Below are 22,256 nucleotides of genomic sequence, written 5' to 3'. Positions count from 1 at the left end.
CGCGGAAAGCAAAGTGCAAGTAGCCATGACCGCTACAGCTCGATCAGATGCAATTCGCCAGTTTTACACAATCACGTTAGTCTTTGCGATCTCGGCATCTTGAAATTTTTTATTGAACGCTCAGTTCTTGGGACAAGACCGGACAGAGTGTAGAACCATGACGACCCGTCCAATGATGCCGAAGGCCAAGGCCGCGGCAAAATTGCTTCAGCAGCAGCTATCGCTTGCGCAAGAGCAATCCGCACCGCCTTTGTTGCGACACCTGCGGACGCCCGAGGCGGCTCGATACCTCGGTGTCTCCGTCTCGTTTTTGAACCATGCTCGGCTGCGGGGTTCCGGCCCAACCTATAAGAAGCTCTCGCCCAAACTGATCGTCTACAGCCTGGAAGACCTGCAGGCGTGGGCCAATAGCAAGAACCGCCGCTCGACGAGCAGTTCTGGCCCGTCGCAGACCTAGCCTGCTCTGTTCCCCGAGCAATCCCGTGTCGCAGCAGCCGCAACAGCATCGCCTCCTTATCCGAACCCCGATTGAGCTCGGATGTCTGCCGGACGACACGATCGTTTCCGCCGCAGAAGTCGCGCTCTTTCTCGGCTGCTCGGTCGCGAGGCTCCACCGCTGGGATCGACAGGGACACGGGCCGGGCTGCCTAACAGCCGCCTCTCGCACGAACGCTGATGAATACCGGATTGGTGATGTCCGCCGCTGGATGGCCTTGCCTATCGTGAAGGTGAGCAGATGAGCGACGCCCGACGCAGCGGCTTTCTGAGTTTACCACCTGCGAGGCACAACGCAGGCAAGCTGGCTCGGGTTTAGGAGAGCACGATGATGAACGATCGCAAACTTGGAAAGACCATGGCAAGTGACGGTGGTGTCGAAAGCCTGCCAAATGATGCCTCAAATCCTTCTGCGATCACGCGTTCTTCCCAATGTCGCTGGCGCGCTATCCTCACGCGTGCGCGTAGTAATCCTCGTAATAGTAGTAGGATCAGTGCATCACTGGATCTCGAGAGGTCAGCTCATCCCCTGCGCCGGCAGTCCACCCATCTGACAAAACACCATGTTACGAAGATGCGATCTGCGGCTGAATTCGCTCACGATATTAAGCACCCTCTCAATCTCAGCATCGACATCAACTGGACCCGCACCTGGGTTGGGAACGATCCAGATGGCCAGATTCTCGGGCGGCTGATGGAGCTCACCAGGAAATGGCTTAAGCCGCGCTACTGCAAGATCTTCGCGCAGATTGCAGTTCGTGAGAATCCAAACGGCTGTGCCAATACGCATATCTTGGTTCATTGCCCGCCATCGATACTTCGAGACTTCAAGAGGCAGGTCCTGAATGTTCTGGACGAGGCCTGCCACGGCCTAAACGATCGTGCTGTTAAGTTCAAACGCATTGGCAATGGCAATTCAACTCTGCGGGCAACGTTGGGGAAGTTGGACTACATCTGCAAGGGGACGGATCCTGAGGTTGCAAAAGCCCTTGGTATCCGCCCGACGCCGCAAGGTCAGATCTACGGCAAGCTCTACTCTATTTCTCAGGAAATCCAACAAAAGGCGCGTCGACGGTATGCTGAAGCTAGCAGGCAGCTGGGGACTCCATGACTTTCAACAACAGTGAACTGCAGTTGCAGTGTGCTACTAAAGCTGCAGGGGGTGCAACCAACCATCAATCGCATAACCGGCTGAATATAAAACAATTTTCCGCTTAGGGCGACCGACAATCAACTGCGATGTATACTTTTTGGCAAATGATTTCGCGGCAATATAGGTGGCATTCGTGGGCGGCACTGGATCAGGTAACTTCTCGCTATGGCACTCACGCCGTGGCCTTGTCGAACATGCCCTCGTACTCGACATCGCAGTACTCGCGCGTGCTGCCCGACTAAGACCCGGATCAGTCACGGAAGGACAATGGAGTCTTGCCGCTCCTCTCGGACCTCGCTGCCTAGCGATCCAGTACAGCAGCAACCTGACCAACCTTGCGGACGCAAATATGACCGTCTCGTTCCGATTTCGCGGCGTTGAACGCCGTCAGACAGTGAGAGTGGTCGGTACAGCACCGCACCTTGGTGCCATCCGGCTGTGGTTCGTCTGTCCAATCACGGACCAACAAACCCGCATTCTTTATCTGCCGCCCGGCGCCGAGAGGTTTGCCTCTCGCGAAGCCCATAGTCTCGCATACCGCTCGCAAGGTGAGTCGGACCTCTTCCGAATGATCACCCAAGCACAAAATATTCGCGCTCGCCTCAAAGGGAGCCTGTCGATCCGTGCTCCCTTCCCGCCTCGACCCAGGGGCATGCATCAGCGCACGTATGAGCGGCTTCGAGCAAAAGCGCTGAAGATTGAACGCTGTTCTCTCGAAGCTCTTAACAAGGTGACTCTCAAATTCCAGAGCGATGATCCAAGCTCTATTGATCGTTTGTAGTACATGGAATGCAGTTCGGAGCGCAGATCCTTCACCATTGATGCAGGTCCGCTTTCGGGCCTACTGCAGACGACCAAGCAAGTTCCGCTTCGTGCCAGGAGCCGACATTCCTTCGAACTGAGACGATTTTCTTGGAGAGCTTGGAAGGAGCTTGGGAAGCTTGCGCAGCCAAGTGGTGCCGGGCTCCTAGACCGAAGCTTGGCACGTAAATAACGGATGTGACCTGCGAGGCCGTGAGTGGCTGCGCAATCCTTGTTCACTGGCATCCTGACACAATCACGTCTGCGGCCGCGGGCTGATGCAGGGTCTCGGATAGGCACCCCTATGGAAGAGGCAGCCTATTCGGGACCGCCAATTTCACCGGGGAGATCCGGCGACGCGACCATCGATCCTCGCGGGATCGGGCTCTGGGTGAGCTCGGTCTCGACGTAGTTTGGCGGCTGCCCGCCTGAAGGGCCCGACACGCAACCGGAGACCAGAGCCGACAGGATCAGGAACAATGGCACTCTCACGAGCATCGACTTCTCCTTTGCAGATTCTGAGAACCAGAACGAGTGATGGCGTGCCAAAGCGATCGGTGTCGCGGAAGCGTGGGCCTGATGAAGTCAGCTATAAGCGCCGCCGCTTTCCGCCCCGGACCTTTGCTCATGCGGGCTGGCGCGTGAAGCCGGAGCTGCCAGCGGATCTTCCTTCTGCTGCACGGCCTGCTGCGGGGTTTGGCAAGCGGCCAGGACGAGGCTGATCGCGCCAAGCGTCAGGATCGATGGGGGTTGCATTGGTTCTCTCCACGTGGCCGCGATCGCGTCAGGAATGAATCCGCCGATACCAGCAGCCTCGCACGAGAGCAGGCGGTCAGCTTGACAGAACAGGACACCGACTTGACGAACCGAGACAGGTAGCCCGGCAAGGTTCAGTTTCTGAAGGGTTCAAGACCCCCTATCTGCTTGAGACGCGGGCTCAGGATATCGCCGGCCACCTTGGACCCGTCCGAGCAGAGTGTCGGACGCACCTTTAGCCTACCATCGCCGCGCGACTGGGAAAGAGAACGCACCCATGCCCATCATCCAGCCGTCCGGCATGGCCGCGAACAGTGAATTCGACCTGCTGACACGCGTCCGGAAAGCATCACAGCGTTGTATTTCCCTCCGAGGAACCGTCCGTTGCGAAGGTCGGCCACAGTTCAGCAATGTCCGAAACGGGTCAGGAACCGAGATTCCCTACCCGTTTGGAACGTCCGGTTCGATGAGGATTGCTGCCCTCGGGCTTAGGTCTCAGGCGTGCCAAGAAGCGACGCTAGAGATCGATCGCCATTGCGGGGGCTGCTGGCAGCGCGGCTACTAGGAAAAAGCGGCAGAGGGAAGGCTACTATCGGCAGAAGGATTTTCACGAACGTGGAAAGATCATGCATCCTGCCATGAGCCGTTCTAGTCTTGAAGACGTGCAACGAGATCCATCACGGCTGAGCCTTCTCACCAAAGTCCTCCAGCACCGCCGAAAGGGCCTCCGGCTGCACCTTCACCGATCCCGCGAAGGGGTGGTTCATGGCGATGATCACAAGCAGCCCGGAGACGATCAGGAAGCACAGGATCCCCGTCATCATCGCGTGAACGCGCAGGTTCTCGGTGCCAAAGAACAGCGTGAAGCCGATCGTCAGGACGGCGCCGCCGAAGAGCACGAACCAGAGCACCCCAGGCACTGCGCCGGAGGCCAGGACGAGCCTTGTGCGGCGGGCTTCGGTCAGGCCATCAAGCTGCCGGAGAGCCTCGGCCAAAACGGCCGTTCCGCGGCCATCGCTGGGGGTGAACGTCAGCAGGGCTGCGTAGGCGGCGTCCAGCCCGCGCGTCACCGCGTGGCTTGACCCGCTCTGCTCCATGGCAGGCCAGTCCTCGGCGATGGCTGCTCTCACGTAGCGGGTTAACCCGTCGCGGAGGGCAGCACCGGGATCACCCCCGATGCCCTCCGCCAGGCGGTAGAGGGTCGCTGCAGCGCCGGCTTCCTGGGCGGCTGCGTGCTCTGCCTCGCTGAACTTTTCCCAGACGATGATGACGGCGAAGGCCAGCAGCACGGCATAAAGCACACCGACTGTCGCAAATGTGAAGCCGGCCACCTCGTTGTTGATCCGGAGCCGGTCCGAGCTGACGTGCCGGCGAACGAAGGCGGGAGCGGCCATGGCGATGAGCGTTGCCCCGCCGACGAGAAGGACGCCAGACAGCCATAGTGGCAGGGTGGTCAGGAGTGCCATGGGTCGACCCGCTCCGGTCCAGGTGAATATGACGGATGGGAGCAACTGTGCGCAAGCAGCAACGGCCTTGCTGCGGGAAGCCATTGACGGCTATGCAGGAGTACCACCAAGCCGAACCGCTCTTCCAGCCCAACTCCAGCCACACTGGCGATAAACGCCTACGGCTGAACGACCGCTCAGGGTCAAACTTTCACGTTCCGGCGGAACCAACGAACGTCGGCACTTGAGTGTCGAAGCGGACCAAACGCTTACGTCTCAGGAGTGCCATTTGCTGACATTCCCATTGTTTCCAGATTGTGCCAGAGCGGCTTGATGCAACAAGCGAGCCCAATCCGAATGGTAGCCGCCGATCATGATACTCAGTCGTCAAGAGCGCCAAGTTGTAGTCGCGACCGGCAGACAAGTAGACTCGTCGACGCCTTGTTGGTGCGATGAGTAGTCCATACAAAACCCATTTGGGGCAAATCGATCTGGAATATCGGCCCAGAGACTTTCCGATCATCCTCCCGAACTTGTCCGCCATTCAGAACCCGCATCAGGACACACGCGTCGGCTTCTTGCCTTTCTCGGCTCGGGTCGGCTGATAGGGCCTAATCGAGAAGGTCTGCATCCGCACGAGCGCGGCACTCAGACGAGCGGCCTCCTCGTAGCGGGTCTCGTCATGCGGCGGCTGATCTGCGCGGCCGCTGGCGAGCGCCTCCGCCGTTGCCATCAGCCGGCGGAGCGGCTTGGCGAGCCAGGCGGAGAAGAGGTAAAGCAGGACGAGACCAGCCAGTGCGCCGGCGCCGAGCAGCATCCAGAAGGCCTGTGTGATCGACCGCGTGGGATTGAGCACCATGTTCAGGTCCGCACGCGCGATGAGGCTCCAGCCGAAGCTGGGCATGTCCTTGAACTGGATTGTGGGAATAACGGCCGTCATGTAGTCCTTGCCGTCCTGCCATCGTTCGCGACGCGAGATCGATGTCCCTTGGCTGGCGGCGACGGCCGACCCTTCGGACAGCCTGGTTTCCTGAAGCTCCTGCGGGCCCGAGAGAACCACCCGGTCCCGCGAGACGAGAAGGGCATCGACCCCCTGTTCCCTCACGGCCTGGATGATATCCTTGACCATGTTCCAGTCGAAATGCGCCCCGATGACGCCGATCACGGCCCCTTGGTCATTCCTGATCGGAGCGGAGAAATCGACGAAACGGCGCGGCTCCTGCGTTGCGGGAAGAAGCTTCGCCAGAAGTACCGCCTCATGCACATCGACGGCAGCCGGGCCGTTAAGGCCGCGGCGAAACCACGGCCTCTCGGCAACGCTTGCGCCCTCCAGCATGCCCTGCGAAGCGGCGATCACCTTCCCCTGCACGTCGGTGACGCCGATCCAGGTATACCGCCGATCCACTTGGCCCAGCAGGGTGAACTGGCGGCGGATTTCCTCAGAGTCGTCCAAGCGAACGACGCGCGCCATTCCCTCAACGTCCTGCCAGAGCTCGTGCATGCGCCGACCGAGCTGATCGGCAACGATCTCGCCAAGAAGCCGCAAGCGCGCGCTGTTGGCTTCCTCTGCACGGCGCTGCATGGCATTCGTGAACATGGTACCGGCGACGATGGCAGGTACGAGCATCAGCAAGGCGCCGATCACGAATACAAGTGTCTTGATCCCAATGCGCATTCTCGCGCTCCTCTTTCTTGCGCCTACCGCGATCCCAGGCTGCGCATCCAGCCCCTGATCATTTCAGGAAGGTCGCCCCGCCCGGTTCCCGGCCTGGTATCTGCCGTGTGGAGCTTGCGTAGGATCCCATCGCGCTGTTCCGGCGTCGGACGCAGGGACAGGCGATAGCCATCATTCGTTTCGTCCGAGATGCGGATGGCGACATCGCCGACATCCGCAAGAGCGATTGCTCCCAGGGCGCCGACCGGCAACCCGGTTAATCCGCGCACACGGGCATGATCGACTCCGAGTTCGAGCACCCAGGACGGGAGTCTTTGCGATCCGACCGACATCGTGGCCAGCTCGACATTCTCGCGTTGGGGCCGGTTGGTGCGAGGCCGCTCGACGCAGACCAGCATGGTGATGGCGAGCACGATCAGATTGTAGATCGTCCAGAACAGAATGATCCTGATCCCGTCGCCAGCCTTGGCCACATGGCTGAAATGATCCGGGAAGATCAGGGGCAGGAGAAGTCCCAGCACGGTGAGGCCGAAGAGGATCGCGAAAGGCTTCATCATCGGCCATTGCACGATTGTCTTCGTCCGGTCGCCGCCCTTCGCCGTGACGCGAAACTTGTGCGGTCCTCTGGTCAGCAGGCCCATCGCGGCTGCGCGCGCGATGGGCCATGCGGCGATGAGCTGCGACACGTCGTTGAGCACGGGCCAGATTAGGCCGCCGGAGATCCAGTTGAGCGTGATCAGCACGGCTGCGTAATAAGGGAGATAATACGACGTAACATCCGTCAACGAGGCATTCACGACGATGATGCCGAAATACCAGTAGAGCAGCGGGCCGATGAGAGCGATCAAGCGGAACGGAAAGGTCGTCGTCCAGAATAGCAGCGAGTCGACGAGGCTCAGGCGCTGCATGAAGCGCAAGCCATTGGCGCCAAAGGGATTGTAGACGTTGCGCACGATCTCCATCATGCCCAGGCACCAGCGCCCGCGCTGCACGACATATTCGTGCAGTCCTTCCGGGGCGAGCCCTTCCGTGAGCGCTTCGTTGAGATAGACCGTACGATAGCCGTGGCTGTCGAGGCGAATGGTTAGAAGGAAGTCTTCCGTCACGCTCTGTGTCGGCAGGCCGCCGATCTCGCGCACAGCCGAGACCCGCACCATCGAGGAGGTTCCGCAGCACACCGCAATGCCCCATGCGTCGCGCGCAGGTTCCAGATGATCGAAGAAGAAGCGCTGCTCGTCCGGATAGGCGGAGGCGATGTAGAGATTGTGTTGGATCGGATCGGGATTGAAGAAGTGCTGTGGCGTCTGGACGAGGCCGACCTTCGGGTCGTGGAACAGGGCGACGGCCCGGCGCACGAAATTACGGTGTGGGACGAAGTCCGCGTCGAGGACGGCGATGAAGTCGGGGGCATTCTCCCCCTTCAGACGCTGTGTCAGCGTGTAGTTGATGTTGCCGGCCTTCGCGTGCTCGTTGGACGGGCGTGTTCTGTGCTCCGCGCCATAGCGACGGCACACCTCGGTCAGCCATTCCCGTCGCCCGTCGTCGAGTACGAACACGCGCAGGTTCGGATAATCGATCGCCTGCGCACCGGCGAGCGTGCGCTCGAGAACCTCCAACTCCTCGTTGTAGGTGGCGATGTAGAGGTCGACACGCGGCGGATGGCTCCCCCACCAGGCGAGGTTCCGGTCTGCTTCCTGGTGCCGGTCTTTCCGGCGGGTGAGGAACAGATAGGCCGTCGTTGAGGACACGAGAGCCAGAGCTTCGATCGCCACGAAAGTCCAGCCCGCGATGACGTCGAGGGTGAGGCCTTCGGCCGCCGACGGAACCGTTTCGGTGATCCGCCAGATCATGTAGCGCCAGCCCAGCAGGGTGGTAAGGCCAAGCAGAAGGATGCGGATGGGCGCGCTCCTGGGTGTCGCCAGCGGCAGCAACAGAAGGGCGAGGCCGATCACCACGGCAAGGCCCGCGAGGCTCGACAAATGTTGGTCGAGGACAAGCATCTACAGACCGAGATCCGTCAGCTTCTGCCGGATGCCGGCCAGCGGTCCACCCATGAAGACCACGCGACCCGTTCGCCCGACGGCGCAGGAGAGGTCCGGATCGCTCGCGAGCTCCGGAATGCTCAGGGCGACGTCGAAGCGGGTCAGGTGCTCCGGGCTCGGGCCGATAGCGAGCGTGCTGTAGAGGCCGGCTGCCCCCGATCCGCCGAGGCGCGTGATGGTTCCTTGCAGGACCCGATCGTCGCCGATCAGCCGGAACTGGGCCGGCATGCCGACCCGGAGGGTAGAATAGACGCTCTCGCTCACGCTGGCCGTGACCATGACGGCGGAGCAATCCACGAAGCGGACGAGATCCTGCCCCTGGTTGACGTGCTCGCCGCTGCTGGCGAGGAAGTTCCAGACGATGCCGGGGCTCTGCACCGAGAGCTCCGCCGACGTCAGGCGATTGATCCGGACCCGCTCGGCCGCGATCTGCTCGGCAGTGAGATTCAGGCGTCGGCTGACGTTCTCGGCTTCGGCCTTCAGCTCGGCGAGCCTCAGGTCGAATTCGCGGATCCTTTGAATTGAGAACGGCGCATCGTTGTAGGAATCGCCGATGAAGACCCCATTCTGGGCCGAGGAGAGCTCCGCGGAGAGATAGGTGATGCGCTCGCGCGTGCTGGCAATGTCCTGCTGCGCGACATCGTACTGGGCCTTGGCGCGATCGAGGGTGATCGCGGTCTGGACTCCGCGCGAGCTCAGCTCGCGGGTCCGCTCGAGAGCGCTCTCCGCCTCACGGAACCGGGCCTCCGCCGAGTTCACGGCGGTCTGCGCTTCGGCGATGCGGGAACGGATCTGGCGCACCCGCCCTTCCTGATAGCTCTTGGCCTGGGCCTCGAGGATCTTGCGAGCCTCGTCCACGGCCGCAGACTGGGCCCTGAGCCGAGCGAGATCCGCCTCCATCGTGGAGCGGGTTCGCTCCAGGTCGATCAGGCGGGCATTGTCGAACTGGTTGTCGGTGATGCGCACCACGGCCTCTTCCGGGGACACCCGGGCTCCGATGCTGCGAACAGAGAACTCGGCCAGCCCCTGGACCGGTGCTCGGAGCACCGTGGTGCGGGCATTGATCGTGGCGTCAGCGCTGGTTCCCGAGAGATACTCGCCAACAATCACGTAGAGGCCAGCAAGGAGCAGAGCCGCTCCGATAAGAAGTCTGAAGATTTTCATGGGTGGGTGCTAGTTCAAATCGGCCAAACTGGGATTACTGCTAAGGTTGTCCAGGCCAGATTTCTGCACTCCTTTGTTGAGAACGCTGGAGAATCGATCCGGTAGGCGATCTCTTTAGGAATACCTATAAAGGAGTACTATCACAACTGTGGCGAGCGGTCCTATCGGCCGAGCTCACTGCGGCTGTTCCAGTTCAAGCTGCCTGACAGGTTCCACAAACTTAGTATGGGATGGACATTCTCGTTACCACGAGTGGTGGCTTTGTTTCCCCGCCCATGTTCCGCTCTATTCCTGTACGAGTGGAAGGTCCGCAGTGGGTCATCCAGTGCCTTGCAGCGGGCTCGCGCGAAGGTCCGGTCATCCCAGCAGTGCGGAAGTACAGCTAGGGTCAGCCTCGTGCCATTAGCTGCCCTTGGGCCGCATTCGCTCAAGCACACAGTAATAACGAGTGCATGGAAGGGACACCATCGACCCAGGACGTCAGAGCTTCGGACACTTCGGTTCGAAGCAAGCGGTCGAAGCTCTCTTTCTTTTCAATCCGCATAAGTGGGCCCGCTGAAGGTGCTCAAACAATAGGCATCAAGAGACAATTGCCCCTTGAAAGGTGAAGCCTATCTCAATGTAATATTTGCCTTCGCCCGGCAGTGGATAACGCCGCGGTTGGACTGATGCCCCCATAGAGCGGGAGGCTCGCTATGAGGCGGATTCTGTGGAGTGTCAGTGCTGCTGCCGTTCTGACAGCCATGCACATCTCTGCTGCGACAGCCGAGATCCTGATCGGCATGGCAGGAGCCCTCACAGGTCCCAATGCGTATCAGGGTGAACAACAGCAGCAAGGGGTCGAGTTGGCGGTTGCTGACCTGAATGCCGCCGGCGGCATCCTTGGCCAGCAGTTAAGGCTCATTTCAGTCGACGATGCCTGTGACAGCGGCCAAGCTATTGCGGCCGCCCATCGGCTTGTGGCAGCCAGGGTCTCGTTCGTCGTCGGGCACCAGTGCTCGAGCGCCTCAATTCCGGCCGCCGAGATTTATGATAGAGCCAAAATCATCCAGATGACGCCCGCCTCGACTAACCCGCGGCTGACCGAGGAGGGGCGCGCCAATGTCTTCCGCATCTGCGGGCGGGACGATCAGCAGGGCGCTATTGCCGGAGACTTTCTCGTTGCGCGCTGGCCCAATAGCAAGATCGCGATTGTCAGTGATGGATCGGTTTACGGCAAGGGCCTTGCCGAGGAGACCCGGCGGCAACTCACCAAGCATGGAGTCGCCGAAACACTGAATGAGGATCTAATACCCGGTCAGAGCGACTACTCCCCTCTCGTCGCTAAGCTTCAGTCCGCCGGGGTCGAGGTTGCCTATTTCGGCGGGTACTATCGGGAAGCCGCGTTGTTGGTCCGGAGTGCCCACGAGCAGGGCTACAAAATGCAACTTGTCTCCGGGGATGGCATCGCGAGCGAGGCGTTCGCGCAGGTCACCGGAGAGGCTGGCGAGGGTACCCTTTTCACCTCGTTCCGCGATCCGCGCCGGAGCTCAGTAGCGGAGCCAGTCGTTGCCCGTCTCCGACAGCAGGGCTTCGAGCCTGAGGGATATACACTCTACAGCTACGGGGCTGTCCAGGCCTGGGCCCAGGCCGCCACAAAGGCTGGCTCGGTGGAACAAAAGGCCGTTATTGCTGCATTCCGCACCGGCGAGTTCGCTACGATTCTTGGGCCGATCAGCTTCGACCAAAAGGGCGACGTCCGGCAGCCCGGCTTCGAGTGGTTTATCTGGCGGGGTGGCCAGTATGTGCCTCTGGAATGAGGGAGGGTTCTACCCTTGCAGTCATGCGAAACCGGCTTAGTGTCCGCTGGCGCCTCCTCCTCGCATTCCTCGGGATCAGCGCCTTTGCTGTGCTAGCTGCTGCGACGGGCACCTATGCGTTCCGTGAGATGGCCTATGTGCTTGAGCGGATCACAGATCAACGCGTGCCATCAGCGCTCACCGCCCTCGATCTGTCGCGTCAGGCCGAGCGCATCGTCGCCGCCGCGCCGGCCCTGCTGACAGTGCGATCAGAGGCGCAATACCGGGAGATCTCTGCGTCCATCACGATAGAGGTCGATCGCCTCGAGGCTTTGCTTGCTCAAATCAGGAGTGGCGCCGTCGATCCCGCTGCGCTCGCCGCGATGGAGCCGGCCGTCGAGGGCCTGCGCCGAAATCTCACCGCACTTGCCGGTCTCGTCGCGGGACGGCTCGCAGTCTCGGAGCGCAAGGATGCCCTCCTCCGTCGCCTGTCAAATGCAACGGTGGCCGCTCAGCGACTGGTAGCCCCAGCCATCGTGGTCATGGATTCTAAGATCGCAACCTTGCACCGCACGTCCCCAAGCGACGGGCCCACGCAGTCGCCTATGGAAATCGTGCAGGAGATCGCCGCAATTCTGCCGATGCAGAAGGCGCAACTCGAGTTTGCGGCGATCAACGATGGCCTGCTCAGGGCCTCTTTGGCAGAAAATCAGGCTGACCTTCCCGTGCTGAGCTTCCCGCTCAACCGATCGCTGTCGACCTTACGGCAGATCACATCCAGCCTAACGGACTTGCGCCTGCGCTCCCGCTTCGAGCAGCGCATCTCCGATTTCGCACGGCTGATCGAGGGACCTGACAGCGTCCTCAATGCGCGCCGAACTGAACTCGGTCTTGTCGAGGAGGCCGAGCGTCTCCTGTCGGAAAACGCTGGGCTATCGGCTCAGCTGACGAAAGCTGTCGACGGACTTATCGCTGCCGCAAGACACGATATCCAAGAGGCCGGAGGAGAAGCACAGATGGCGCGGCGCGTAGGCCGCAACATTCTTCTCGGCGTTGTCGCCCTAAGCCTCCTGAGTTCCCTCCTCATCGTCTGGCTCTACGTCGACCGTAATCTTGTCGCACGGCTGAGGGCCCTGAGCGACAGCATGCTGGCGATCGCCGGAGGCAACCTGCGGGCGCCCCTCCCCTCTGACAGCGGCGATGAAATCGGCCAGATGGCAAAGGCGCTTGCAGTGTTCCGGGATACTGCGATCGAGATTGAGGAGAAGAACCTGCGCGAGGTCGCCACTGCGCGGCAGCGCCTGATCGACGCCATCGAGAGCATCACCGAGGGCTTTGCACTGTATGACGCAAATGATTGCCTGGTCCTGTGCAATAGTCGTTATCAGGATCTCCTCTACCCGGAAATCGATGCCGCTATGGTTCCCGGCACGACCTTTGAGAAGGTGATCCGGCGCGCCGCGGAACTCGGCCTCATCCACGAGGCCAAAGGACGTATCGACGCTTGGGTCGCAGAGAGGCTGGCTCGGCACCACAATCCGGTCGCCGCCGACGTCCAGCATCGCGACGGTGATCGGTGGATCCAAGTGAGTGAACGGAGGATCGCCGGCGGTGGAACTGTTGCGGTCTATACCGACATTACCGAGATCACGCGTCACGCGGCACAGCTCGAGCTGGCCCGCGACCAAGCCATGGCGGCAACCCGGGCGAAGAGCCAGTTCCTTACCAACATGAGCCATGAGCTCAGGACGCCGCTGAATGCGATTATTGGAATCACCGAGATGCTGAAGGAGGAAGCCGAGGAAACCGGCGAGGAGCCCCTAGTTGAACCGCTCAACCGGATCCACCATGCAGGCACCCATCTTTTGGCTCTCATCAACGAAATCCTCGATCTCGCCAAGATCGAGGCGGGAAAGTTCGAACTCTATCCTGAGGAGGTCGAGCTCGGAGCATTGATGGCGGACGTTTCGAGTACCGCCGATTCCCTCGCTGCCAAGAATGGCAATCGGCTTAATGTGGAAGTCTCCCCAGGCCTTGGGACCATTCAGGCCGATCCTATGCGCCTGCGCCAAGTGGTGCTCAACCTCCTGAGTAACGCCTGCAGGTTCACCAGGAATGGGACCGTCGTCTTGCGTGCGACCCGTATTGCGGGCCCGAGCGGAGACAGGGTGACAATCACTGTCCAGGACACGGGCATCGGCATGACTGAAGAGCAGATCGGCAAGCTGTTCCAGGAGTTCACTCAAGCGGATAGCTCGACGACACGGAAGTATGGAGGGACCGGGCTTGGACTCGCCATCAGCCGCCGCCTGTGTCGCCTGATGGGCGGGGACATCGACGTGCAAAGCGTGGTGGGCGTCGGAAGCACCTTCACCGTGACACTGCCCGCAGACGGGGGACAAACGGACACTCCAGCGATACCTTCCGCCCCCGAGCCTCCTCCAGCCCATATCTGGCCCCTTGGAGAGGGCCGACGCGCGCTGGTGATCGATGACGATGAACCAGCGCGGGGCATCGTGCGGCAGATCCTGACACGTGAAGGCTTTGATGTCGTGACGGCCGAGAGTGGTCGGCAGGGGATCCAGCTCGCCCGTCAGATCCGGCCGTCGCTCATTACCCTTGACGTCTTGATGCCAGATCTCGACGGCTGGAGTACTCTCCAGGAACTCAAGCGCAATGACGACCTCAGCGATATCCCTGTCATCATGGTGACGATCGTCGATGAGGAGAATCGAGGCTACGCCCTCGGAGCTGCGGCTTATCTGACCAAACCGATCAACCGCGAACACCTCAGAAAGGCACTCACCTCCTGCCATCCCCACCATGCGAGCCCACGGGTGCTGGTCGTCGAAGATGACGCCCACACGCGCGGATGGCTGTCCCGCATCCTGCGCGAGAACGGATGGGAGGTGGCCGAGGCTGAGAATGGACGTGTCGCGCTTGAACGTTTGATGATGGCGCATCCCGACCTCGTGCTCCTTGATCTGATGATGCCCGAGATGAACGGCTTCGAGTTCATCGAGGCGATCCGTGGACGCGAGGAAACACGCCATCTGCCTGTGATCGTGCTAACCGCCGCCGACCTCGATGAAGAGGGACATCGCCGCCTGAATGGCAGTATCGAGAGAATCCTGCGTAAGAGGCCTGGCGGCCGAGAGGAGGTTCTTGCCACATTGCGGGAGGTGATTGCTGATTGCCTGCGGCTCGGCCGCGTGAACAATCAGGAGCGGACATGAGTAGGATTCTGTACGTCGAAGACAACGATGACAATGTGTATATGCTGTCTCGGCGTCTGAGGAAGTATGGATTTGAGGTCAGCGTTGCGTCCGATGGCGAACAAAGCATCGAGATGGCCCGCAGCGAAAAGCCAGATCTGATCCTGATGGACCTGAGCCTGCCGTTCCTGGACGGCTGGGCGGCCACGCGGCTGCTGAAGGACGCGCCTGACACGGGTGCGATCCCGATCATTGCACTCTCGGCGCATACGATGGCAGGCGACCGCGAGAGGGCGCTAGCTGCCGGCTGCGACGACTACGACGCCAAACCCGTCGTTTTCGAGAGGCTGTTGGCGAAGATCCATGCGCTTCTGCAATGCCGGAGCGGCCCATGACCCATGGCGGGGTCCGCATCCTCATTGTGGATGACAACGAGGACAATCGCTACACCCTGGCGCGTAGATTGCGGCGTGAGGGATGGACGAACCTCGTCATGGCCGAAAACGGGCGCGAGGCGCTAGACAGGATAGTGAAGGAGCGGTTCGACCTCATACTCCTCGACATCATGATGCCCGAGGTCAATGGCTACGAGGTGCTGGCGCGGCTCAAGGCCGATCCGGGCACCCGCGATATTCCCGTCCTGATGATCTCGGCCTTGTCGGATATCGAGAGCGTCGTCCGCTGCATTGAGCTCGGCGCAGAAGACTATCTGCTCAAGCCCTTCAATCCGGTGCTCCTGAGGGCCCGCATCAACGCCTGTCTGGAGAAAAAGCGGCTGCATGATCAGGAGCTGAGCTATCTCGCGGAAATTGAGCGGCAGCGGTGCCGCGCCGAAGCGCTTCTGCACGCCATTCTTCCGGCTCAGGCGGTCGCGGAGCTCGAAAGCTCCCAGGCTGTGACGCCACGTCGGTACGAGGACGTTGTGGTAGTGTTTGCAGACGTAGTGGGCTTTACGGCAGCCTGCGATCGACTCGCGCCCGAAAAGATTGTCGAGAATCTTGATCTGCTGGCCTCAGCCTTCGAGGACATCACTACGCAGCATGGGCTTGAGAAGATCAAGACGGTTGGGGATGGGTTACTCGCTACAGCCAGTCTGCTTTTGCCCAATCCAGATCCTGTGATGTCCAGCATTGAATGCGCTGTATCGACCATCACGTCGGCTCGTGGACTGCCGATCCCTTGGGATGTCCGAGTCGGCATTCATGTCGGTCCTGTCGTTGCCGGTGTCGTCGGCCGGCAGAAGTTCAGTTTTGATATCTGGGGGGATACTGTGAATGTCGCCGCCCGTCTCGCTGGCTACGGTACAAGCGCTGGGATCAACCTGAGCGCGGCCGCATGGAAGCAGGTGAGTACCCGCATTCGGGCTGTTCCACTTGGGCCGATACAGATCCGCGGCAAGGGCGATCTGGAGATCCATCAGATTGTCCTCTCCGGCTGAGCGGTACGCAAGATCGCGGGGGAGCCCGACGACGATCCACCGCGAGTTCGCCTTCGTGCCTCGTTCCCAAACTTCGTAAGCGTGGTGAGGCAATGCAGCTGTAGGTCAGCTCCTCGCGATCTGAGTTACGCGTGAAGGTCCGGTTCGGGTCAAAATGTAATGTTGAGCAGACCAAATGAAGGTCCGCTCACGCCGCCAATGCAGAAATCCGGATAAGGTCAACGCCAGATCCTGTTCAACTCCGGTGCGGCGCTGGCGATCGTCGTCGGTGTCTTGATCGAGGTGCCCGTGACGCCGTCCGTGGTCCGGGTCGTGAACCCCAGCCAAGGCTGGTACGAGCGCGGAGCCGGGCGTGCGGTATCGTCCGGACGGAGGGTGACGGCCGGGGAGTGAACATCCCCGACCCTATTAGGTCACAAGCGGCTCGGGCTGGCGAACGGCCCGCTCCGCCTCGACCAGCAAGTCAAGGCCGCGCCATGGCTTCGGCATGAAGGTGACGCCGTCCGGCAAGTCGTCGGATGCAGCGTCCGGATCGCCCGACGTGAGCACGATGCGGATCGCAGGCCAGAGGGTGCAAGCCGCCTTGGCGAGCTGGACCCCGTCCATCTCCCCGGGCAGCCGAACGTCGGCGAACATCATCGCGACCTCGCCCCCCTGGTCCTTGAGGTAGGCCAAGGCCGCCTCGGCGCTGTCGACCTCCACCACGTCCAGCTCGGTCTCCTCCAGCAGAGCGCCCGCGAGTTCCCTGACATAGGGCTCGTCCTCGACGATCAGTGCGACGTGCGGTTCAGGATGCAGGGTGTTCATGGTCGGCTTTCCCGATTTCCATCTGCCGGAGGATGGCGACGAGCGGGTCTGGCACCGGGGCATCGAGCACGTCCCTGTAGGTCTCGGCGAAAGCCCGTGCGATCATGAAGGTAGCGACATCCGGATGGAGATCGTTGACGTGGGGCAGGCGCACGTCGCCTAAGGCATCGTGGGGCATCGGCACTCTCCTTGGATACTTGTCCCGCGAACCCGTCGCGCGGCGTGTGCCGTCTGGGCCGACATACGTTAGGGGGAGCAACACCTGGACTCGCGGTGGGTTTCAGCGTGGCGGCAAAACTGATCGGCCGGAGCATTATTTCGATAAATCCAGAAATAACGCTTGACGGACGATCCAGACACCCGCATCTTATTTCCATGAACGTCGAACAAGCAGCCAAGCAACTCGAAGCGCTCGGGAACACCACCCGGCTCCAGGTCTACCGCACCCTTGTCCGTGCAGGGGAAGCAGGTCTGCCCGTCGGCCAGATCCAGGAGCGCCTCGGCATTCCGGGCTCGACGCTCTCGCATCACCTCCAGCGGCTCCTGCTGACGGGACTGGTGACGCAGGAGCGGCAGGCCACCACGCTGATCTGCCGGGCCAGCTATCCGGCGATGAACGGCCTCATCGGCTTCCTGGCCGACGAGTGCTGCGCCGACGCCGGATGCGCGACCCAGGCGGAGAACGCCGCCTGATTTATTTTTTGCCCGCTATTTCCATACTACTGGAAATATGAAAAGGAGAGACAGATGCCCGGCTTCCTTCCCTTCGTCCTCCATCTCGCCCGCGCGGCGCGGAACCGTCGGCACGTCATCGCCCTCGGCGAACTGGACGACCATCTTCTTTGCGACATCGGCCTCGAGCGGGCGGACGTCCTCGCCGTCCTGGCCCAGCCCCGCCACCGCGATCCCTCGCGGATGCTGAAGATCCTTTGCTGCCATGGGCGTGTCTTCGTCGAGCGCGTGCGCGACGGCTTCGCTCCCCAACCCGCCTCCTGCTGCTGACCAAGGAGTCCTGCCATGACCTCGTCTGATGCCCTCCCCGTCGCCGTCATCGGCGCAGGCCCTGTCGGTCTTGCAGCCGCCGCTCACCTGATCCAGCACGGCCTTCCCGTGAAGGTCTACGAAGCCGGCTCGACCGTTGGCGCCAACGTCCGCGACTGGGGCCATGTTCGCCTGTTCTCGCCGTGGGAGTACAACACCGACACGGCGGCCCGCGCGCTGCTTCAGTCCCATGGCTGGCAGGAGCCGCCTGGCAAGGCGATGCCGACGGGATCGGACCTGTATGAGGCTTACCTCAAGCCGCTCGCCGAGACGTCCGAGATGGCGGCTGTGATCGAGACCGGCGCTGCCGTGGAGGCGATCACCCGGCAGGGCGCTGACAAGGTGCTCAGCCGGGGGCGCGAGACCAAGCCGTTCGTGCTCGCCGTCTCCACCGGCAACGGATCGATCCGGCGCGACCTGGCCCGGGCGGTGATTGACGCTTCCGGCACGTGGACGGTACCAAATCCCCTCGGCGCGGGCGGCATCCTCGCCGAGGGCGAGGCCGAGAACGCAGACCACATCGCCTACGGCATCCCGGACGTGCTCGGACGTGACCGTGCCGCCTACGAGGGCAGGACAACCCTCGTCGTGGGGGCTGGGCACTCGGCTGCCAACGTCCTTCTCGACCTGGCCCGGCTTGCGGAACGGAATCCCGCGACGTCCATCGTGTGGGCGACCCGCGGCGAGAACCTGATGCGGGTCTATGGCGGCGGCCGCTCCGACCAGCTCCCGGCCCGCGGGGAGCTCGGCTCCAGACTCAAGGCGCTCGTGGACAGCGGACGAGTCACGCTGGTTGCCGGGTTCTCCGTGGTCCGCGTGCGGACCGCCGGCGGGCAGGTCATGGTCGAGGGCGAAACGGCAAGCGGCCTCCGCGAGATCGGGCCCATCGACCGGATCGTGGTCACGACCGGACAGCGCCCGGACCTGAACCTCACCCGCGAGCTGCGGCTCGATCTCGATCCATGGCTGGAAAGCTCGAAAGCCCTCGGACCCTTGATCGACCCGAACGTCCACTCCTGCGGGTCGGTCCCGCCCCACGGCCACCGCGAGCTCGCCCATCCGGAGCCGGGCTTCTACACGGTCGGGATCAAGAGCTACGGCCGTGCCCCGACCTTCCTGATGCTGACGGGCTACGAGCAGGTCCGCTCAGTCGTGGCGGCCATCGCCGGCGACCTCGCGGCGGCGGACGACATCCATCTCGTCCTGCCGGAGACGGGCGTGTGCTCGACCAACCTTCCCGTCGACGGTGCGCCTGCATCATCTGGCTGCTGCGGCGGTCCCGCTCCGGCCAAGGCCGATGCCTGCTGCGTCGCGGACGCCGTGGCCAAGGCCGAGGGCCAATCCGGCTGCGGATGCGGCCCGGCGAAGGCACCGGAGAAGGTTGCGGAACCCGCTGGCTGCTGCTGAGATCCGCCCGTGTCGAATCCGGTGAGTGAGTCCCTGGCGAACGATCCTGCCATGCCGAAGCCAAGCCCGGGGGTGGTCATCACCGCCGTCGGGATCACGCAGATCCTTGCCTGGGGATCGTCCTTCTACCTTCCCGCCGTGCTCGCGAAACCGATCGCCGCAGACACGGGATGGTCGCTCGGCTGGGTCGTGGGCGGCCTGTCCGTCGGCCTGCTCGCGGCCGGACTGGTCGCGCCGCGGATCGGGCGTACGATCGACATCAAGGGCGGACGCCCTGTCCTCGTCGCCAGCTCGATCCTGCTCGCCGCCGGGCTCGCGACCCTCGCGCTGGCCCACAGCCTTCCCGTCTACCTGATGGCTTGGCTCGTGATGGGCCTCGGCATGGGGTCGGGTCTCTACGACGCGGGCTTCGCCACGCTGGGCCGCCTGTACGGCAGGGATGCCCGGCGTGCGATCACCACGTTGACCCTGTGGGGCGGTTTCGCCAGCACGGTCTGCTGGCCACTCAGCGCTTGGCTGGTCGAGCATTTCGGCTGGCGCGGCGCCTGCGCGGCCTATGCCGCGATCCATGTCCTCGTCTCGCTTCCGCTGCACGCCTTCGTCGTACCCGACATCGGGCCGGTTCCAAGCGGCGGCAGGTTCCCCGGCGCGAAGCCCGGGCTGCCGTCACCAGCCCCTCTGACCGGAGCCACGCGAACCCGCGCGTTCGCGCTCCTCGCCACGATCCTCACCCTCGGGGCCGTGACGGCCTCGATGATCGGGGTACACCTGCTCACCTTCCTTCAGGCACGGGGCCTCGGACTCGCGGCAGCGGTGGCCCTCGGCGCGCTCGTCGGTCCCTCGCAGGTCGGCGCCCGCGTCATTGAGATGGCCTTCGGCCGCCACTACCACCCGATCTGGACCTTGGCGGCCTCCGTCACCTTAGTCGCCGGCGGTGTCGCCCTGCTCCTCTTCGGCTTCCGGATCCTCGCGGTCGCCCTTGCGCTGTACGGCGCGGGGAACGGAATCGGCTCCATTGCCAAGGGCACCCTGCCCCTCGCCCTGTTCGGCCCTGACGGGTATGCCTCGCTCATGGGTCGGCTGGCAATGCCCAGCTTGCTGGCCCAGGCGCTCTCGCCCTCGCTGGGCGCGATCCTGATCGAGTGGAGCGGTCCCGGCGCCGCGCTCGGCTTCCTCGCGGGGCTGACCTGCCTGAACATCGTCCTCGTCGGACTGCTGTGGCTGGCCGCCCGAAAGGACTGACGCTCAAGCCGACATCTCGGCCATCGCGTCCCGCAGGCGCTTGTCGTAGGCACTGGCCAAATCATTCAGTGCAGCGACGGTATCGCCGACATACGAGGAGCCGTGCATCAAGGCCAGGGTGCGCGGGGTCAAATCGGCCAGCCGGCGCACCGTCGGCGCGATGCTCGGGCCGAGGCTCGTGTCATAGAAGATGTCCTCGGACGCAAGCGCCGGGCCGACGATGTCGTTCTCTGTGATCGCCGGGCCGTTACCCAGATGCGTGAAGAGATCGCCACAGAACAGCGTCCGGCTGGTCTCCTCGTAGATCACCCCGGCATCCCAGCCGTGCGGCACATGCGGCGTGTCGATGTAGCGGATCCGCTTGCCGCCGATGTCGATCACCTCGCCGTTCGACAGCACCCGCGGCGGGCGATCGGCCATGTCGTTCAACGACACAAGGCAGCCTGTCATTCCGTGTGCGACCTGCGCCTGGGGGGCGACGGCCAGCCATTCGTTCATCGCTCCGCACTCATCGGCCTCATAGTGGCCGAACGTGATCCAGCGCAGGTTCCCGACCGGCATGATCCGGGACACGGCCTCGGACACGAGCGGGAACATCTTCCGCAACCCGGTGTGGAACAGGAGCGGCTCGTCGCCCAGGACGAGGAACTGGTTGAAGGTGAAGCCCGCAGGCGGGGCGATCTCCGGCACGAAGATCGAGATCCGATAGATGCCGTCGGCGATTTCGCTGATGTTGGGTCCCATGACTTTCTCCACGCGATCATCTTGGTGGGCACCACCGGCCGGACTGGGCGACGGTGGACAGCAGTCACATTTGAACGTACATTACCGTGCAGTGAAAATGACATATGGTCAATATGGCGGCACAGTGCTGTGTGCCGAAACACACATGACCCGGACCTACACCCTCAAGAAGCGCGCGGAGCAGCAGGCCGAGACCCGGCAGCGGATCGTCGAAGCCGCCGTCGAACTGCACGGCAGCATCGGTCCGGCACTCACGTCGCTCAGCATGGTGGCCGAGCGGGCCGGCGTTCAGCGGCATACGCTCTACGCCCACTTTCCCGATGAGCGCAGTCTGTACCTGGCGTGCTCGGGACTGACGCTGGAGCGCGATTCCCTGCCCGACGCAGCAGCTTGGCAGGGCATCGAGGATGGGGGCGAGCGACTCCGGGTCGGCCTTCTTGCCATTTACCGCTGGTATGAGCGCAACGAGGACCTGGCCGCATGCGTGTTGCGCGATGCCGAATACCATTCGCTGACGAAAGAGATCGTCGAGTTGCGGATTGGACCGTCGATGGCGGCCTATCAGGACGTGCTCGGCACAGAGCTAAGCAAGACCCAGCACGCGATGTTGCGGCTGGCCCTCAACTTCTTCACGTGGCGGGCCCTGGTGCGCGAGAGTGGCCTGGGACAGGCGGCGGCCGTAGGGGCCATGATCCAGGCGATCGGTTGCACCACGGAATCATCGTGAGCCCCGGTGGCGAGATCAGATGGCCTCCCCAGCGTCCGGATGCCAGGTCTGAAGCAAGTTCGAGTCAGGCTCTGAGAGTCCGCAGTGGGTCAGGCACCGACGATCCCCTACCCTGCAGGAACGTCCGCTGTTCCTGCCCGAAGCTGACTTTCAAGGAAGAGATCATGGCCCGGGCTCAGCAGCTCACCGATGAACAGGGACCTGGCTGGGGGAAGATCATCGCTGACGAGCCGGTCGGGAAGGACACCGCCGAACTGAGGCATTGGCTAATCGCGTTTTCAAGGAACTTGGGGCAGAGCAGAAGTTGGTCTTGGAGGCCGAGTACA

The 22,256-nt window shown here is 62.4% G+C and carries 21 protein-coding genes and 1 pseudogene; 13 read left to right on the top strand and 9 right to left on the bottom strand.

The window, feature by feature from the left end:
* Positions 1-157 precede the first annotated feature (157 nt).
* The 3 genes from ACD578_RS06145 (at position 158) to ACD578_RS06135 (ending at position 2,429) form a co-directional block, all read left to right on the top strand.
* The gene (locus tag ACD578_RS06145) at positions 158-457 is read left to right on the top strand and encodes a helix-turn-helix transcriptional regulator (protein ID WP_404291807.1); all 300 of its coding nucleotides are present in this window, start codon (positions 158-160) and stop codon (positions 455-457) included.
* A 366-nt stretch (positions 458-823) separates the two neighbouring features.
* Positions 824-1,606 carry a hypothetical protein gene (locus tag ACD578_RS06140; RefSeq protein WP_404291805.1) on the top strand — a complete coding sequence of 261 codons (783 nt, stop codon included), beginning with the start codon at positions 824-826 and terminating at the stop codon, positions 1,604-1,606.
* A gap of 391 nt (positions 1,607-1,997) precedes the next feature.
* Entirely contained in the window at positions 1,998-2,429 is a 432-nt protein-coding gene (locus ACD578_RS06135) for a hypothetical protein (protein WP_404291803.1), read from the top strand.
* A 338-nt stretch (positions 2,430-2,767) separates the two neighbouring features.
* On the opposite strand, the gene ACD578_RS06130 is transcribed toward ACD578_RS06135, so the two are convergent.
* From ACD578_RS06130 to ACD578_RS06105, 6 genes are all read right to left on the bottom strand, one after another.
* Positions 2,768-2,947, bottom strand: coding sequence for a hypothetical protein (locus tag ACD578_RS06130; RefSeq protein ID WP_404291801.1), 180 nt, complete (start codon positions 2,945-2,947; stop codon positions 2,768-2,770).
* An 87-nt stretch (positions 2,948-3,034) separates the two neighbouring features.
* Positions 3,035-3,205 carry a hypothetical protein gene (locus ACD578_RS06125; RefSeq protein ID WP_404291799.1) on the bottom strand — a complete coding sequence of 57 codons (171 nt, stop codon included), beginning with the start codon at positions 3,203-3,205 and terminating at the stop codon, positions 3,035-3,037.
* A 677-nt stretch (positions 3,206-3,882) separates the two neighbouring features.
* On the bottom strand, positions 3,883-4,671 hold the full coding sequence (locus tag ACD578_RS06120; protein WP_404291797.1) for a DUF4239 domain-containing protein: 789 nt from the start codon (positions 4,669-4,671) through the stop codon (positions 3,883-3,885).
* Positions 4,672-5,206: 535 nt separating this feature from the next.
* On the bottom strand, positions 5,207-6,325 hold the full coding sequence (locus ACD578_RS06115) for a cache domain-containing protein (RefSeq protein ID WP_404291795.1): 1,119 nt from the start codon (positions 6,323-6,325) through the stop codon (positions 5,207-5,209).
* 23 nt (positions 6,326-6,348) lie between these two features.
* Positions 6,349-8,325: a glycosyltransferase gene (locus ACD578_RS06110; protein WP_404291793.1), complete on the bottom strand. Its 1,977-nt coding sequence runs from the start codon at positions 8,323-8,325 to the stop codon at positions 6,349-6,351.
* Positions 8,326-9,531, bottom strand: coding sequence for an HlyD family secretion protein (locus ACD578_RS06105; protein WP_404291791.1), 1,206 nt, complete (start codon positions 9,529-9,531; stop codon positions 8,326-8,328).
* Between the two features lie 695 nt (positions 9,532-10,226).
* On the opposite strand from ACD578_RS06105, the gene ACD578_RS06100 reads away from it, so the two are divergent.
* The 5 genes and pseudogenes from ACD578_RS06100 to ACD578_RS06080 all read left to right on the top strand — a co-directional run.
* Positions 10,227-11,330, top strand: coding sequence for a branched-chain amino acid ABC transporter substrate-binding protein (locus ACD578_RS06100; RefSeq protein WP_404291789.1), 1,104 nt, complete (start codon positions 10,227-10,229; stop codon positions 11,328-11,330).
* Between the two features lie 23 nt (positions 11,331-11,353).
* Positions 11,354-14,545, top strand: coding sequence for a response regulator (locus ACD578_RS06095; protein WP_404291787.1), 3,192 nt, complete (start codon positions 11,354-11,356; stop codon positions 14,543-14,545).
* The gene (locus ACD578_RS06090; RefSeq protein ID WP_404291785.1) at positions 14,542-14,919 is read left to right on the top strand and encodes a response regulator; all 378 of its coding nucleotides are present in this window, start codon (positions 14,542-14,544) and stop codon (positions 14,917-14,919) included. Before ACD578_RS06095 ends, ACD578_RS06090 begins: the two co-directional genes overlap by 4 nt.
* The gene (locus ACD578_RS06085) at positions 14,916-15,962 is read left to right on the top strand and encodes an adenylate/guanylate cyclase domain-containing protein (RefSeq protein WP_404291783.1); all 1,047 of its coding nucleotides are present in this window, start codon (positions 14,916-14,918) and stop codon (positions 15,960-15,962) included. Before ACD578_RS06090 ends, ACD578_RS06085 begins: the two co-directional genes overlap by 4 nt.
* A 234-nt stretch (positions 15,963-16,196) precedes the next feature.
* Positions 16,197-16,355: pseudogene (locus ACD578_RS06080) on the top strand (arsenical-resistance protein); the annotation flags it as partial.
* Between the two features lie 15 nt (positions 16,356-16,370).
* On the opposite strand, the gene ACD578_RS06075 reads toward ACD578_RS06080, so the two are convergent.
* Positions 16,371-16,769 carry a response regulator gene (locus ACD578_RS06075; RefSeq protein ID WP_404291781.1) on the bottom strand — a complete coding sequence of 133 codons (399 nt, stop codon included), beginning with the start codon at positions 16,767-16,769 and terminating at the stop codon, positions 16,371-16,373.
* Complete coding sequence (locus tag ACD578_RS06070; protein ID WP_404291779.1) at positions 16,750-16,947, bottom strand: hypothetical protein; 198 nt, start codon at positions 16,945-16,947, stop codon at positions 16,750-16,752. Before ACD578_RS06070 ends, ACD578_RS06075 begins: the two co-directional genes overlap by 20 nt.
* A gap of 197 nt (positions 16,948-17,144) precedes the next feature.
* Here ACD578_RS06070 and ACD578_RS06065 point away from each other — a divergent pair, with 197 nt between their 5' ends.
* The 4 genes from ACD578_RS06065 to ACD578_RS06050 are packed head-to-tail and all read left to right on the top strand — an operon-like array spanning position 17,145 to position 20,459.
* Positions 17,145-17,462, top strand: a complete 318-nt coding sequence (locus ACD578_RS06065) for an ArsR/SmtB family transcription factor (RefSeq protein ID WP_404291777.1) — start codon at positions 17,145-17,147, stop codon at positions 17,460-17,462.
* Positions 17,463-17,516: 54 nt separating this feature from the next.
* Positions 17,517-17,771: a DUF1127 domain-containing protein gene (locus ACD578_RS06060; RefSeq protein ID WP_404291775.1), complete on the top strand. Its 255-nt coding sequence runs from the start codon at positions 17,517-17,519 to the stop codon at positions 17,769-17,771.
* 15 nt (positions 17,772-17,786) lie between these two features.
* A complete protein-coding gene (locus tag ACD578_RS06055; protein WP_404291773.1) occupies positions 17,787-19,217 on the top strand; it encodes an NAD(P)-binding domain-containing protein in 1,431 nt (476 codons plus the stop codon).
* Positions 19,218-19,268: 51 nt separating this feature from the next.
* Entirely contained in the window at positions 19,269-20,459 is a 1,191-nt protein-coding gene (locus tag ACD578_RS06050) for an MFS transporter (protein ID WP_404291771.1), read from the top strand.
* 3 nt (positions 20,460-20,462) lie between these two features.
* Here the strand turns inward: ACD578_RS06050 and ACD578_RS06045 are convergent, their stop codons facing one another.
* On the bottom strand, positions 20,463-21,203 hold the full coding sequence (locus ACD578_RS06045; RefSeq protein WP_404291769.1) for an MBL fold metallo-hydrolase: 741 nt from the start codon (positions 21,201-21,203) through the stop codon (positions 20,463-20,465).
* A 145-nt stretch (positions 21,204-21,348) separates the two neighbouring features.
* On the opposite strand from ACD578_RS06045, the gene ACD578_RS06040 reads away from it, so the two are divergent.
* Positions 21,349-21,930, top strand: coding sequence for a TetR/AcrR family transcriptional regulator (locus ACD578_RS06040; RefSeq protein WP_404291767.1), 582 nt, complete (start codon positions 21,349-21,351; stop codon positions 21,928-21,930).
* Positions 21,931-22,256 lie beyond the last annotated feature (326 nt).

It is taken from the genome of Microvirga sp. RSM25, assembly GCF_044784385.1.
Taxonomy (GTDB): Bacteria; Pseudomonadota; Alphaproteobacteria; order Rhizobiales; family Beijerinckiaceae; genus Microvirga; species Microvirga tunisiensis.
This window is presented reverse-complemented; position numbering and strand designations above follow the sequence as displayed.

Coding starts and splice junctions, on each gene's coding strand:
- ACD578_RS06085 (WP_404291783.1), top strand. CDS start 14,916: ATGACCCATGGCGGGGTCCGCATCCTCATTGTGGATGACAACGAGGAC.
- ACD578_RS06140 (WP_404291805.1), top strand. CDS start 824: ATGATGAACGATCGCAAACTTGGAAAGACCATGGCAAGTGACGGTGGT.
- ACD578_RS06115 (WP_404291795.1), bottom strand. CDS start 6,325: ATGCGCATTGGGATCAAGACACTTGTATTCGTGATCGGCGCCTTGCTG.
- ACD578_RS06065 (WP_404291777.1), top strand. CDS start 17,145: ATGAACGTCGAACAAGCAGCCAAGCAACTCGAAGCGCTCGGGAACACC.
- ACD578_RS06055 (WP_404291773.1), top strand. CDS start 17,787: ATGACCTCGTCTGATGCCCTCCCCGTCGCCGTCATCGGCGCAGGCCCT.
- ACD578_RS06125 (WP_404291799.1), bottom strand. CDS start 3,205: ATGCAACCCCCATCGATCCTGACGCTTGGCGCGATCAGCCTCGTCCTG.
- ACD578_RS06060 (WP_404291775.1), top strand. CDS start 17,517: ATGCCCGGCTTCCTTCCCTTCGTCCTCCATCTCGCCCGCGCGGCGCGG.
- ACD578_RS06130 (WP_404291801.1), bottom strand. CDS start 2,947: ATGCTCGTGAGAGTGCCATTGTTCCTGATCCTGTCGGCTCTGGTCTCC.
- ACD578_RS06100 (WP_404291789.1), top strand. CDS start 10,227: ATGAGGCGGATTCTGTGGAGTGTCAGTGCTGCTGCCGTTCTGACAGCC.
- ACD578_RS06045 (WP_404291769.1), bottom strand. CDS start 21,203: ATGGGACCCAACATCAGCGAAATCGCCGACGGCATCTATCGGATCTCG.
- ACD578_RS06090 (WP_404291785.1), top strand. CDS start 14,542: ATGAGTAGGATTCTGTACGTCGAAGACAACGATGACAATGTGTATATG.
- ACD578_RS06120 (WP_404291797.1), bottom strand. CDS start 4,671: ATGGCACTCCTGACCACCCTGCCACTATGGCTGTCTGGCGTCCTTCTC.
- ACD578_RS06070 (WP_404291779.1), bottom strand. CDS start 16,947: ATGCCCCACGATGCCTTAGGCGACGTGCGCCTGCCCCACGTCAACGAT.
- ACD578_RS06135 (WP_404291803.1), top strand. CDS start 1,998: ATGACCGTCTCGTTCCGATTTCGCGGCGTTGAACGCCGTCAGACAGTG.
- ACD578_RS06105 (WP_404291791.1), bottom strand. CDS start 9,531: ATGAAAATCTTCAGACTTCTTATCGGAGCGGCTCTGCTCCTTGCTGGC.
- ACD578_RS06040 (WP_404291767.1), top strand. CDS start 21,349: ATGACCCGGACCTACACCCTCAAGAAGCGCGCGGAGCAGCAGGCCGAG.
- ACD578_RS06145 (WP_404291807.1), top strand. CDS start 158: ATGACGACCCGTCCAATGATGCCGAAGGCCAAGGCCGCGGCAAAATTG.
- ACD578_RS06050 (WP_404291771.1), top strand. CDS start 19,269: ATGCCGAAGCCAAGCCCGGGGGTGGTCATCACCGCCGTCGGGATCACG.
- ACD578_RS06095 (WP_404291787.1), top strand. CDS start 11,354: ATGCGAAACCGGCTTAGTGTCCGCTGGCGCCTCCTCCTCGCATTCCTC.
- ACD578_RS06110 (WP_404291793.1), bottom strand. CDS start 8,325: ATGCTTGTCCTCGACCAACATTTGTCGAGCCTCGCGGGCCTTGCCGTG.
- ACD578_RS06075 (WP_404291781.1), bottom strand. CDS start 16,769: ATGAACACCCTGCATCCTGAACCGCACGTCGCACTGATCGTCGAGGAC.